At 71.7% G+C, this 12753-nt stretch carries 10 protein-coding genes; 2 read left to right on the forward strand and 8 right to left on the reverse strand.

The window, feature by feature from the left end:
- Window positions 1-3 precede the first annotated feature (3 nt).
- From BLV96_RS07340 to BLV96_RS07350, 3 genes are all read right to left on the reverse strand, one after another.
- The gene (locus tag BLV96_RS07340) at window positions 4-471 is read right to left on the reverse strand and encodes a hypothetical protein (RefSeq protein WP_086676486.1); all 468 of its coding nucleotides are present in this window, start codon (window positions 469-471) and stop codon (window positions 4-6) included.
- A 20-nt stretch (window positions 472-491) separates the two neighbouring features.
- On the reverse strand, window positions 492-1334 hold the full coding sequence (locus tag BLV96_RS07345; protein ID WP_086676485.1) for an ESX secretion-associated protein EspG: 843 nt from the start codon (window positions 1332-1334) through the stop codon (window positions 492-494).
- A gap of 151 nt (window positions 1335-1485) precedes the next feature.
- Entirely contained in the window at window positions 1486-2406 is a 921-nt protein-coding gene (locus BLV96_RS07350; RefSeq protein WP_208608169.1) for a 2-dehydropantoate 2-reductase, read from the reverse strand.
- Between the two features lie 116 nt (window positions 2407-2522).
- Here BLV96_RS07350 and BLV96_RS07355 point away from each other — a divergent pair, with 116 nt between their 5' ends.
- Complete coding sequence (locus tag BLV96_RS07355; protein ID WP_086676483.1) at window positions 2523-3434, forward strand: hypothetical protein; 912 nt, start codon at window positions 2523-2525, stop codon at window positions 3432-3434.
- 76 nt (window positions 3435-3510) lie between these two features.
- Here the strand turns inward: BLV96_RS07355 and BLV96_RS07360 are convergent, their stop codons facing one another.
- From BLV96_RS07360 to BLV96_RS07380, 5 genes are all read right to left on the reverse strand, one after another.
- Entirely contained in the window at window positions 3511-4206 is a 696-nt protein-coding gene (locus BLV96_RS07360; protein ID WP_167379558.1) for a flavin reductase family protein, read from the reverse strand.
- A gap of 97 nt (window positions 4207-4303) precedes the next feature.
- Window positions 4304-5113: an FAD binding domain-containing protein gene (locus tag BLV96_RS07365; RefSeq protein WP_086676482.1), complete on the reverse strand. Its 810-nt coding sequence runs from the start codon at window positions 5111-5113 to the stop codon at window positions 4304-4306.
- A complete protein-coding gene (locus BLV96_RS07370; RefSeq protein WP_086676481.1) occupies window positions 5110-5580 on the reverse strand; it encodes a (2Fe-2S)-binding protein in 471 nt (156 codons plus the stop codon). Before BLV96_RS07370 ends, BLV96_RS07365 begins: the two co-directional genes overlap by 4 nt.
- Complete coding sequence (locus BLV96_RS07375) at window positions 5577-7832, reverse strand: xanthine dehydrogenase family protein molybdopterin-binding subunit (protein WP_086676480.1); 2256 nt, start codon at window positions 7830-7832, stop codon at window positions 5577-5579. The genes BLV96_RS07370 and BLV96_RS07375 overlap by 4 nt, the downstream gene beginning before the upstream one ends.
- A 43-nt stretch (window positions 7833-7875) precedes the next feature.
- The gene (locus tag BLV96_RS07380) at window positions 7876-8628 is read right to left on the reverse strand and encodes a sulfite exporter TauE/SafE family protein (protein ID WP_091388906.1); all 753 of its coding nucleotides are present in this window, start codon (window positions 8626-8628) and stop codon (window positions 7876-7878) included.
- 1098 nt (window positions 8629-9726) lie between these two features.
- On the opposite strand from BLV96_RS07380, the gene BLV96_RS07390 reads away from it, so the two are divergent.
- The gene (locus tag BLV96_RS07390) at window positions 9727-12741 is read left to right on the forward strand and encodes a discoidin domain-containing protein (RefSeq protein WP_091388911.1); all 3015 of its coding nucleotides are present in this window, start codon (window positions 9727-9729) and stop codon (window positions 12739-12741) included.
- Window positions 12742-12753 lie beyond the last annotated feature (12 nt).

A 12753-nucleotide genomic window follows, 5' to 3' on the forward strand; every position in this document is an offset into this window, starting at 1 on the left:
CCCTCAGCTCTGGTCGGCGGTCGGGAGCGAGGTCAGCGTCGCGCGCGTGGTCTCTTCCCGGGACTTGTAGTTCTTCTTGGCCAGCTTGATGGCCTCGATGTAGGTGGGGAACTCCTGGCGCGCCGCCTGCAGCTGGGTGACCAGGCCGTTCTCGTCGGCGGCGGTGCTCACCATGTGCGCGGAGACCCACTGGCCGGTCGCGGTCCGGCTCATCGCCGGCGCGTCGTGCAGCCGCTGCAGGTTCGCCCAGCGCTGCTCGAGCGACTCGAGCACGCCTTCCAGGGCCTCGATCAGCTGGTTGCCCGTGGTGTCGTCGATGGCGAAGCCGCCGGTCTGCGCGAGCCGCTTCAGCTGGGCGCCGGCGAGCCCGACCCGGACCGCCGCCATCGCCTTCTGGGCGGGGTCGGTCGTGGCCTGCATCTGCGCCGTCGCCTGGAGAGCCTGGGCCACCGCCTGGGTCTCTTCCGTCATCAGGACTGTTCCCTTTCCGGTCAGTACACCGCGGCGATGGCGTCGCGGATCGCGCGGGCGAGGTCGGCCCGCCCGGCCGGTACGTACTCGGCGGTCAGCTCGCCGGCCTCGCCGGTCGTGGTGCGCACCAGGTAGCGGCCGTCGGCGGTGTCCAGCCAGCTCAGCGGGTCGCCCGCGAGCCGCTCGCCGCGCCGGCCCTGGGCGGTGACGGCGATGTGGCCGCCGCCGAGCCGCGGTTCGGCGAGCACGCGTTCGAGCACCGCGACGTCCGACGGCTTCGGCGCCGGCGGCCGGCGGCCCGGCCGCACCACGGCCTTGACCTCGATCATGCCGAAGGCGTCGGTCTCTTCCTCGTCGAATTCGGCGTCCGCGATCCGCTTCGCCGTCATGGCCGAGACCTCGCGGCCGGCCGCCCGGTGCACGACGTGCCTGCCGGTGGTCGCGGCCGGGGCGGGCGGCAGGACGCCGGTGACGACCTCGACCAGCTCCTCGTCGGCGAACAGCGAGAACAGCAGGTCGTCGCTGTCCGGGGCCTGGGTGATCCCGAGCGCCTGGGCGCCGTCGGTGACCACGAGCACGGCGACGTCGGCGCCGAGGCCGTCGATCCCGCTGACCGCAACCGAAACCCGTGGCTCGGCCAGCAGCTCGAACGCCGTCCGCACCCCCGGGTGCAGTTCGCCCGACACCGAAAGCCGTCGCTCCTCGAGCGCGTCGTACACCTGGCGCGCGACCCGCACGAACCGCACCGGGTCCGCTGGGAGGTTGCCCGCGCGCAACGGGTAGCGCCGGATGTCGCCGCCGGTCGCCTGACCGACGACGAGGGCTTCGACGACCTCGAGGACGAACTCGAACCTGTCCGCCATTTCCCCTCGCTGCATTCGTTCGTCAAACCCTCAAGCAACTTTCCTGCCGAAGGTTAGCAGTGCCCGGGAACCCCGCGTCGGCGCCGCCACGCGGGTGCCCGAAAGACCACGATCCCCGGCCTGTGCGGGCAAAGCGCGCTAGGTGATCACGTCACCCGATGCGGTGCTGGTGCACGCGCAGCTGGAGGGTGACGAGATCGAGCAGCGGCGTCGCAACGCCCAGCTCACGGGCACGCGCGGTGAGATCGCCGAAGATCTGCTCCCCCTCGACCGGGTGACCGCCGAGCAGGTCGCGGTACAGCGAAGATCCCCCCATCGCGGGGTCGGTGACGGTCTTCCGGGTGGCCGCGAGGTCGGCGGCGGGCACGGGGTACCCGGCGGCCGCGGCGACGGCGGCCGCTTCGGCCACGACGGCTTCGGCGAACTCCGCGCCACCGGGGACGGCGACGACGTCGCCGATGGTGCCGCGCATCAGGCTGTTCACGGCGCCGATCGCGGCGATGAACACCCATTTCGCCCACATCGACTCGGTGATCCGCTCGTCGAGGGTGGCGCTGAAGCCGGCGTCGTTCAGAGCGGCGTGGACGTCGGCGAGCTTTTCGGGCGCTTCGGCTCGGGCGCCGTAGGCCAGGCTCTGCAACGGGCCGAGCCGCCGGATGGCACCGTCGTCGTCGACGGTCGTCTGCACCTTGGCGACGCCGCCGAGCACGGTGTCCGCGCCGAAGCGCTTGTCGAGGGCGTCGATGTGCGCGAGCCCGTTGAGGAACGGCAGGATCAGCGTGCCGGGGCCGACGGCGGGGGCGAAATCGTCGATGGCCGAGGCCAGCCCGGTCGCTTTGACGGCGAGCAGCACGAGGTCGTAGGCGCGGTCGAGGGAACCGGTCTCGACGAGCGGCGCGTCGAGGGTGGTCTCTTCACCGAGGCCGACGATCCGCAGGCCGCGTTCCCGCAGCAGCTTCGCCCTGGCCGGCCGCACGAGGAAGGTGACGTCCCGGCCAGCCTGCAGGAGCCGTCCGCCGAAGTACCCGCCGGTCGCGCCGGCGCCCACCACGAGAATCTTCACATCGCTCACGAGTCGACGCTACGCCTGCCGCGCGGGCGGCCCGCTGTGCTCCCGGCCACAGCGTTTCCACAGCAAGACACAGCGAAACGACAGGTCGATCGGGGTGTGCCGCACGTTGAGCGGGCATGGGAAGACGGATCGGCCGGACGCTGGCGGCCGCGGGCCTGACGGCGGCCGCGCTGACGGCCGGGACGGTGGTGGCCACCGACGCCCACCGGGCGGCACCGGTGTCGCCTGCGGTAGCAACTGCGCCTGAAGACACGGCGATCAGCCCGGTGGCGTCGACGTCCGAGGCGCCGTACCCGGACTTGTCCTCGGTGGCTCGCGAGGTGAGCGACGCGGTGACGGCGGCATCGCGCGGTACGAGTGTCGGGTTCGTCCTGTACGACCGGGAGTCGGACAAGGAGCTGGCTTCGCTGGACGCGGACAGCTCGTACTACACGGCATCGCTGGTCAAGCTCCTGATCGCGATCGACGAGGTGCACGCGGACGGGACGTGGGCGTTGCCGGACGCGGACGCGGTGGAGGACCTGACGGACATGCTGGAGGGAAGCAACGACGCGATCGCCTCGGAGTTTTGGGAGCGCAACGGCGGCAACGCGATAGTGACCCGAACGGCGGCGTTGATCGGCCTTACGCACACAACGCCGCCGACGGACCCGACGCAGTGGGGAATGGCCCGGACGAGCGCGTCGGACGTGGTGGCGACGTACGAGTATTTGCTGGACGTGATCCCGGACGAGGTGGCGGCCCCGTTGCTGGCGGCGTTGGCCGGAGCGCGCAACCCGGCGGACGACGGGTGGGATCAGTACTTCGGGATTCCGGACGGGTTGGCGGGGCGGTCTTGGCAGATCAAGCAGGGGTGGATGATCTTGCGGAACGCCCTGGTGTTGAACACGACCGGGGTGGTGAGCGGGAGGTATGTGGTCGTGTTGCTGACGCAGCAGCCGGCGGTGAGTTCGGCGAAGGGCCGGGCGGCGGTGACGGCGGGGATCAAGACGCTGGGGCCGCTGTTGACCCAGCTGGACGCGACGTGACTTGACGGCGGGTTAGGCCTTCCGGACGCCAGGCCGCTCGACACAAGCGACCTGGCGACCCCGCGGCGTGCAATGCTCAACCACGAGACCCCGCACCGACAGAACGGGCCCGATCGATATCAGGACCCCGATACAACCGCTCGGGAATCCGGGCCAAAGTAGACGGATGAACCTGCGGCCCCAAACCATAAAGCTTCTGAAAGCTCATGATCAACGGTCGCCAAGCGTCGGGGTCGATGTGGTCGGGACTGCCGGGAACCCGGATCGAGTCATGCACGAAAACCCGTTGAACCCGAACCTCGATGGCCACAATCCCCCCGCGCTGCGAAGGATCCTCGTCGGCGATCGGATGCACGGCCTCGACAACGGCCTCCATGGCAACCGGGCACTCGGCAACCCGAGGCGGCGAAACGGTCTCGGAAGCAACAGAAGTCAAGCCGGCACGGGAAAACTTGTCCGCGACGTGGAAGTATCCCCGCTTCACCTTCCCAGGCGGAACCGGATCGGAACCCGTCGTCAAAGCCAGCCGATCGACAGCCGCGGCCAAGTCGTCCGAAGGTAGATTCAGTACGCATTCGCGCGTACGCAACAGGTTCTGGGTGGTCTTGGACCGAGCGCCAAGCCCGAGCATCGCCCGCCACCCGAGCCAGAACGCCGATGACATCGGCGCCAGATTGGCCGAACCGTCCTCGTTGTCGCTGGAGATCAAGACGACCGGGGTACCGAAGTACAGGATTCCGGGCTCGATGGGCGTGTGCGCAGAAGTGTTCACGCCTCGATCCTGCCCAAGGCGCGAAAGCCGGGCTGGCGGGAATCGGCCGTCGCGATCACCGGCGCCGCGAACAGGCGGCGCCGGTGATCGACGGACGTCAGCCGGCCGTAGTCAACGCACGACGGGTCAGCACCCGCGCCAAGTGGCGGCGGTACTCCGCCGTCGCGTGGGGCTCGTCGGGCGGGTTCGTGTCCGCGGCCGCCTGCGAAGCCGCGTCCGCGATGGACTCCCCCGCCGCCAGCGCCTGCTCCGTGGCCGTCGCCCGCAGTGGGACTCCGCCCATGTTCACCAAGCCGACGCGGCCGCCGACGACCGCTACCCCGACCATCGCCCAGTCGATCGCGCGCCGGGTGAACTTCTCGAAGCCCCAGCCCATTCCCGTCTGACGCGGCAGCCGGACCTCGATCAGCAGCTCGTCCGGCTCCAACGGCGTCGTGAACGGGCCGAGGAAGAACTCCGACGCGGGGATCCGGCGCTCCCCCGAAGGGCCGCGGGCGACCAGGACCGCGTCCGATGCCAGGACCGCCGCCGGCAGGTCCGCCGCCGAGTCCGCGTGCACCAGCGAGCCGCCGATCGTCCCGCGGTGGCGGACCTGGCGGTCGCCCACCGATCCCGACACGTGCGCCAGCAACGGCGCGTGCTCCAGCAGCACCGGGTCCCGGACGAGGTCGCTGTAGCGGGACAACGCGCCGATCACGACGTCGTCGCCGTCCAAGCGGACGTAGCGCAGCTCGTCGATCGGGCCGATGTCGATCAGGTACTCCGGGGCCGCCAGCCGCAGTTTCATCAACGGCAGCAACGAATGCCCGCCCGCCAGCACCTTGGCGTCGTCGCCCAGAGAAGCCATCCGGGACAGCGCTTCGTCCACTGTGGACACACGCTCGTAGGAGAACGAAGCCGGGATCACCGGTCCACCTCCTGACCCGACGCGTCGATCACGGCGCTGACGATGTTGTGGTACCCCGTGCAGCGGCACAGGTTTCCCTCGAGCCCCGCGCGCACCTCGTCGCGCGTCGGCTTCGGGTTGTCCGCCAGCAGCGACACCGAAGCCATGATCATGCCCGGCGTGCAGAACCCGCACTGCAGCCCGTGCTGGTCACGGAACGCGCGTTGCACCGGGTGCAGTGAACCGTCCGAAGAGGACAGTCCCTCGACGGTCGTGACGGCGTGGCCGTCGGCCTGCGCGGCCAGCACCGTGCAGGACTTGACCGACTCGCCGTCGAGCAGCACCGTGCAGGCGCCGCAGGACGTCGTGTCGCAGCCGATGTTCGTGCCGGTGAGCCCGGCGGTGTCGCGCAGGAAGTGCACCAGCAGCGTCCGGTCCGGCACCTCCTCGGCCACCGGGCGCCCGTTGACCTCGATCGAAACCTTCACCGCGCGTTTCCCTTCGAAAGTGCGGCCCAGACCCGGATCGGGGTCGTGGGCATGTCCAGGTGCCGGACCCCGCGGGACGACAGGGCGTCCACCACGGCGTTGTGCACCGCCGGCGTCGAACCGATCGTCGCGGCTTCGCCGATCCCCTTGACGCCCAACAGGTTCCGGTCCGTCGGGGTGGCCATGTCGACCAGCTCGAAGTCCGGCAGCTCCACTGCGGTGACGAACGAGTAGTCCGCCAGCGTCGCGGTCGTCGGGTTGCCGTCTTCGTCGTAGGTGACGACCTCCATGAGCGCCTGCGCGGCACCCTGGCCGAGCCCGCCGTGGCGCTGGCCGCGGAAGGTCAGCGGGTTGACGATCGGGCCGGCGTCGTCGACGGCGATGATGCGCCGCAGCTCGACCTTGCCGGTCTCGGTGTCGACCTCGACGACGGCGAGGTGCGCGCCGAACGGGAACGTCGGCTTGCCGCCGCCGAACCAGACGTCGGCGGTGAGCTTGCCCCCGCCGGCCGTTTCGGCGACCTGCGCCCAGCTGAGCACCGTGCTCGACGGCGCGCCGCGGACCTGCCAGACACCGCGCTCGGCGTCCAGCTCGAGGTCCTCCGGCGCCGCTTCGAGCAGGTCGGCGGCCAGTTCGCGGGCCTGCGCGATGACCTCGTCGGCGGCCTGCCGGATCGCCGAACCGCCCAGCTGCAGCGACCGGGAGCCGAACGTGCCGACGGCTTTGGGCACCTCGTCGGTGTCCCCGTGGCGAACGGTGATCTTCTCCAGCGGCACGCCGAGCTGGTCGGACAGGAGCATCGCCAGCGACGTCCCGAGGCCCTGCCCGTGGGGCGAACTGCCGGTCCAGGCGACGACCGAGCCGTCCGGGTGGATGTCGACGCGGCCGCTCTCGCCGCCCGCGTCACCGCCGGTGATCTCGACGTACGCGGCGATCCCGAGGCCGAGCTCGACGACGTCGCCCGCCTCGCGGCGCCGCTTCTGCTCGGCGCGCAGCTCCGCGTACCCGGCCGCCTCGAGGACCTTGTCCAGCGCCGCCGCGTACTCGCCCGTGTCGTAGGACGCGCCGGTCGGCGTCTGGTACGGGAACTCCTCGGGTCGGATGAAGTTGACGCGGCGGACTTCGGCCGGGTCCAGCCCGATTTCGGCTGCGAACACGTCCATGGCGCGCTCGAGCGCGGCCGTCGCCTCCGGCCGGCCGGCGCCGCGGTAGGCCGCGATCGGCGTCGTGTTCGTGACGACCGCGCGGCTGCGCGTCTCCACCTTCGGGAACCGGTAGACGCCGACGGCCATCAGCTCGGTCAGCGTCGGGAGGAACAGCGTCCGCGGGTAGGCGCCGGCGTCCTGGACGACGTCGAGGCGGTACGCGAGGACGGTCCCGTCGCGCCGGCCGCCGATCGTCACGGTGTTCTGCTGCGCGCGGCCGTGCGTCATCGAGGTGAGGTTCTCGCTGCGCGACTCGACCCAGCGGACGGGCCGGCCGATCTCCTTGGCGGCCCAGCCGAGGACGGTCGTCTCGGGGTCCGCGCCGATCTTCGCGCCGAAGCCGCCGCCGACGTCCGGGGCGATCACGCGCACCTTTTCTTCGCCGACGCCGAGGCTCATGGCCAGCTGCGTGCGGGCGATCTGGGCGTTCTGCGTGGAAAGCCAGGCCGTCAGGCGGCCGTCTTCGCCCCACGCGCACGACGCGCCGCGGACTTCGAGGGGCGCGGGGGCGACGCGCTGGTTCACGATCGCCTGCGTGACGACGACGTCGCAGCCGTCGAAGATCGACTCGTCGAACTCCTCGGCCCCGTTGACCTGCATGACGTTGCTGCCCGTGTCGGGGTACAGCAGCGTCTCGCCGGCCAGTGCCGCGTCGATGCTCGCGACGGCGTCGAGGGGGTCGTAGTCGATGTCGACCAGCTCGGCCGCGTCGGCCAGCTGGTAGCGCTCCTCGGTGAGGACGAGCGCGACGGGCTCGCCGACGTAGCGCACCACGCCGTCGGCCAGCCACGGTTCCTTCACCGGTCCCGCGGCGTGCGGGTCGAGGCCGAGGTCGGCGGCGGTGAACACGCCCAGCACCCCCGGTGCCGCCTTCGCCTCGCTGACGTCGATGTTTTCGATTCGCGCGTGCGCGACCGGGCTGCGCACGAACACCGCATGCGCGGCGCCGGAAAGCGCTTCCTCCCGCAGATCGTCCACGTAGGTGCCGCCCGCGGTGATCAGGTTCCGATCCTCCTGGCGGACCACCCTGGTCCCGACAATGCTCATCTGGTCTCCTGCTCGCCGATACCCCGCCGATCATGCCTTGTTTTCAGGAGAACGCCAGCACCGCGGCGAGCCCCAGGCCGGCGATGCCGATCCCGATGCGCAACGGCGTCGCCGGGAGCCGGCGGACCAGGTTCGAGCCGAGCCACGAGCCGGCGAGGGAGCCGAGGCAGACGGCGAGCGCGGCGACCCAGACGACCTTGCCGGTAAAGGCGAAGACGATCGCGGCGAGCAGGTTGGCCGAGCCGGTGACCAGGTTCTTCGCGGCGTTCGTCCGGGCCAGCGGCTGGCTCCAGACCGAGACGAGCAGCGCGAGCATGAGCACGCCGGCGGCGGCGCCGAAGTAGCCGCCGTAGACGCCGATGAAGAACGCGGCGACGGCGGTGGCCGGGCTCAGGCCGTGGTGCTCGGCGCCTTCGGCCAGCCGGCGCAGCCGCGGACCGGCGATCAGGACGATCGAGGCGCCGCCGATCAGCCACGGGACGATGGCGGTGAAGGCGTCGGACGGGGTCAGGAGCAGGACGAGCCCGCCGCCCGCACCGCCGACGGTGGTGATGACGCAGAGGGGAACGATCTGCCGCCGCTGGCCGGCGAGCTCGGGCCGGGCGCCGGCGGCGGCCCCGGCGGTGGTGCCGAGCATGGCGACGGTGTTGGTGACGTTCGCAGTGACGGGCGGCAGCCCGGCGGCGAGCAGGGCGGGGTAGGAGACGAGCGAGGCGAGCCCGGCGGTGGCCCCGGTGAGGCCGGCGCCGACGCCGGCCAGGACGAGCAGGAGGAAGGTGCCGGGGTTGGTGATCACGTTGTCATCTCAACACGGCGGGGAGGGTGGGCCGTGGTGAGCTTGCTCCCAGGGGGCGCGGGTGGCGGTGGGAGGTCCGGAATGAGTCATTCAGGTCTTCGGAGGTCCTGAATGACTCATTCAAGACGCCGGGCGGCGAGCGCGATGGGGCCGAGTGAGGTCGGGCTGCGCTGGGGGCGGGCTGGGTCGGCTCGGTTGAGCTAGTGGGGTCAGCTCGGCCGCGGTGAACTTGCTCGCACGGCACGCGGGTGGCGGCCGCGGCCGGCGGCGGAGGTCCGGAATGAGTCATTCAAGACGCCGGGCGGCGAGCGCGGTCGGGCCGAGTGGGGGCGGGCTGCGCTGGGGCGGCTGGGCCGGCTCGGGTGAACCAGCCGGGTCAGCTCGGCTGTGGTGGAGCCGGGCCGGGCCGGCTCGGGCAAGACCGGTTGGCTCGGGCGGGACCGGGCCGGCTCGAGCAAGACCGGTTGGCTCGGGCGGGGCCGGGCCGGCTCGAGCAAGACCGGTTGGCTCGGGCGGGGCCGGGCCGGCTCGAGCAAGACCGGTTGGCTCGGGCGGGGCCGGGCCGGATCGAGCAAGACCGGTTGGCTCGGGCGGGACCGGGCCGGATCGAGCAAGACCGGTTGGCACGAGCGGGACCGGGCCGGATCGAGCAAGACCGGTTGGCACGAGCGGGACCGGGCCGGATCGAGCAAGACCGGTTGGCACGAGCGGGACCGGGCCGGCTCGAGCAAGACCGGTTGGCACGAGCGGGACCGGGCCGGATCGAGCAAGACCGGTTGGCACGAGCGGGACCGGGCCGGATCGAGCAAGACCGGTTGGCACGAGCGGGACCGGGCCGGATCGAGCAAGACCGGTTGGCACGAGCGGGGCCGGGTCGAGCCGGCCGAGGTGCGTCGGAGCAGACCAGGCCGGTTCGAAGCGCAGCCCCGCTCAGCCGGTGTCCGGCAAGCGCCCCGCAGCGCCCCGGTATAGGTCGTTATACGAATTACCCCGGCCTTGTCCGAAACCGGACGGGATCCGTCGCCGGGCTTGCCCCGCCGCCGCGACGCGGCACAGAATCCGCGTTGACAAGGTTGTCATCGAGCGGAGAACCGGACCATGGCTGAGTTGAACCGACGTACCGCCCTCCTGAGCGCGGGCGGCGTCGCGGCCCTCCTCGCCTCGGGGCTGCTGCCCGGCACGGCGGCCGCCGCCGCCGAGAAGACCCTCAGTGGCCCACCCGATCCCGTCGCCGCCACCTACCTGCGCGTCCTGCTCCGGCACACCCGCTGGGCCGAACAGCAATTCGACGCGAAAGCCGGGATCTACCCCGCCAAGGACTTCACCTTCGCCGTCGTCCTCGGAAACGCCCTCCTCCTGACCCGGGACGGCTACGACGCCGCCGTCGCCGGCGTCGAAAAAGACCAGCTCAAAGCCCACACCCTCGCCACCATCAAGCACTTCGCCGCGTCGAACCTGCTCACCGGCGGCACTGAATGGGGCCGGAAGCTGTTCTTCGACACCACCTTCCAGTCCTACTTCGTGCTCGCCGCCCGTCTGTTGTGGACAGACCTCGACGACGCCACGAAACAGAACGTCGAACGCATCACCACCGAGCAAGCCGCCTACACCACCGCCCTCGGCACGAACGACGATCCGACCTCCGGCAGCTGGACGCCCAACGGGCTCAAGGGCGGCTTCCAAGGCGACACCAAACTGGAAGAGATGGGCGTCTACGCCCAATCACTCGCCCCCGCGCTCGCCTGGGCGCCGGGAGACGCCCGGGCGAAAGACTGGCGGGAAGCCTTCGGCACCTGGAGCCGCAACGAAGGTGGCCTCCCCGCCGCCGACCTCGCCAACCCGCGGCTCGTCGACGGCCACCCCGTCAACGCCAACACCGCCACCAACCTCTACGACACCTTCCTCGTCGAAAACCACGGCTCCTTCGGCCCGCACTACCAGGAAGAGCTCTGGCGCACCTCCGGCCGCAACGCGATGCACTTCCTCGCCGCCGGCACGCCGCTGCCCGAGGTCCTCACCGCGCAGCCGAACGGCGAACTCCTCTGGCGCACCATGCTCCTCATGACCAGCGACGCCGGCGAGCCGCTGATGCCGATGATCGCCGACCGCGAACACCTCTACGGCCGGGACGTCATCCCGCTCGCCTTCCGCGCCCAGGTCCTCGGCGACCGCCACGCCGCCTACGCCGAAGCCCAGCTGGCCGCGCGGCTCGAGCCCTACCAGGCCTACGCGCCCGCCGACCGGATCACCAAGTTCTCCGGCGAACCCAAGTACGAGCCCGAAGCCCGCGCCGAACTCGCCATCAGCTACCTGCTCCACGAATGGCGGGCCCAGCGAGGTCCGGTCAACCCCGTGAACAAGCAGGAGTTCGACGCCCACGCCGCCGGGGCCGCCGACTTCGGGGCCGGGCCGGGGCTGCTCGCCCACCGCTCCCCCACCGCCTGGGCGGCGACCGTCACCAAGCCCGGCTTCGTCAAGTTCGCCTGGCAGCCGCACCACGACGACTGGCTCTTCGTCCTCGGCGGCGCGAACCCGATGCTCCTGCCGGCCACGAACATCGCCGTCAAGGAACGCCACGCCACCACCTACGCACGAGTCCGCGACGGCTTCGACGGCACCGTCGGCGTCCTCCGCTTCGACACCGGGTACGCCGCTTTCGCCACCCTGCCGACCGGCGCCGCCGTGTACGCCAGCACCGGCGTCGCCGAAGGCGAAGGCGTCCTGAACGTCCACAACCTCGCCATGCCGGGCGTCCCGGGTCTCGACGGCGATCGCACCTACACCGTCGCCGAAGGCACCGTGACCAGCAAAGCGCCGACCGCCGGCGCCCGGACCGACGACCTGACGTTCGCCCCGGTCACCGCCCGGCACGTCCGGATGCTCGGCATCCAGCCGGATCCGCAGTACGGCTATTCGCTCTGGGCCTTCGAGATCCGCGACGGCGACGGCCCGGACCTCGCGCGCACCGGCACCGCGTCGGCGTCCTCGGCGAGCGCGGGCAAGGAGGCCAAGTACGCCAACGACGGCGACGCCACCACGCGCTGGGCAGTGTCCACATCGGACCGGCCGCGCGCGGACAGCTGGCTCGCCGTCGACCTCGGCGCGCCGCAGGCGATCGACCGCGTCCGGCTGAGCTGGGAGGCCGCCGCCGGGCGCAAGTACCGCGTCGAAACCTCACCGGACGGCGTGACCTGGACGCCGGTCGCCGGCTACCCGACACCCGCGCTCAGCAGCACGAAGGGCCGCCTCGACATCGACGGCCGTGCCGGGATCACCGTCACCGGCCCGAATCCGCTCACCGTCACCGGCGACCACGTCACGCTCTCCGACGGGCCGCCCGCCCCCTTCGTCGCCGAGCTGCGCCCCGGGCCCGCGCAGGCGAGCGGCCGGGTCACCACGAGCGCCGCCGCGGTCGAGGCCACCGTGACCGACGGCTTCCTGGTCCTGCTCAACCTCGCCGGCGCGGCAGCGAGCGGCACCGTGCCCCTCCCGGGAAACCGGCTCTACCGCGGCGAGCAGACCGTCACCCGGACCGGCACGCAGTTTTCCTTCGCGCTGGCCGCGGCGGAGGGCCGCATCGAACCCCCGCGGTTCACGCTGAAGGCCCCGGCCGGGGTGAAAGCGGTCGTCCGCGACGCGAGCCGCGTCGACCTCACCGCGCCGGCCGGGCTGCTGCCCCTGCTCGTCACGGTGACCCCGGCCGGCGGTCGCGCGCGGACGGTGCTGCTGCCGCCGCGCCGGACCGTGCCGGTCGTCTTCGGCGACGTCCGCCCGTACCCGCTCGCCGACCGCGCGCTCGGCCGGACCACCTTCCCCGCCGAGCCCCTGCCGCCGGGCATGTCCAGTCCCGCCGCGGCCGTCGACGACGACCCGGCGACGGCGTGGCGGCCGGGTCCGGACGGCCGGATGGTGGTCGATCTCGGGGCCGTGACGGCGGTTTCCGCGGTCGAACTGGCCTGGACCCACGGTCGCGCGCCCGCGGCGACCGTCGAACTCAGCGTCGACGGCGTCACCTACGCGACCGCGAAGTCGGGCCAGGCCCGGTATGTGGCCGTCCGGACGCACTGGCGGGCCGGCGACGCGAGCCTTTCGCGGATTTCCGTCCGGACTTGATCGATCTCGCAC

The organism is Amycolatopsis pretoriensis, from assembly GCF_900107925.1.
GTDB lineage: Bacteria > Actinomycetota > Actinomycetes > Mycobacteriales > Pseudonocardiaceae > Amycolatopsis > Amycolatopsis pretoriensis.

What these genes read in the sequence shown, in the direction of transcription:
- BLV96_RS07390 (WP_091388911.1), top strand. Translation starts at nt 9,727, where the DNA reads ATGGCTGAGTTGAACCGACGTACCGCCCTCCTGAGCGCGGGCGGCGTC.
- BLV96_RS07355 (WP_086676483.1), top strand. Translation starts at nt 2,523, where the DNA reads ATGGGAAGACGGATCGGCCGGACGCTGGCGGCCGCGGGCCTGACGGCG.
- BLV96_RS07375 (WP_086676480.1), bottom strand. Translation starts at nt 7,832, where the DNA reads ATGAGCATTGTCGGGACCAGGGTGGTCCGCCAGGAGGATCGGAACCTG.
- BLV96_RS07340 (WP_086676486.1), bottom strand. Translation starts at nt 471, where the DNA reads ATGACGGAAGAGACCCAGGCGGTGGCCCAGGCTCTCCAGGCGACGGCG.
- BLV96_RS07345 (WP_086676485.1), bottom strand. Translation starts at nt 1,334, where the DNA reads ATGGCGGACAGGTTCGAGTTCGTCCTCGAGGTCGTCGAAGCCCTCGTC.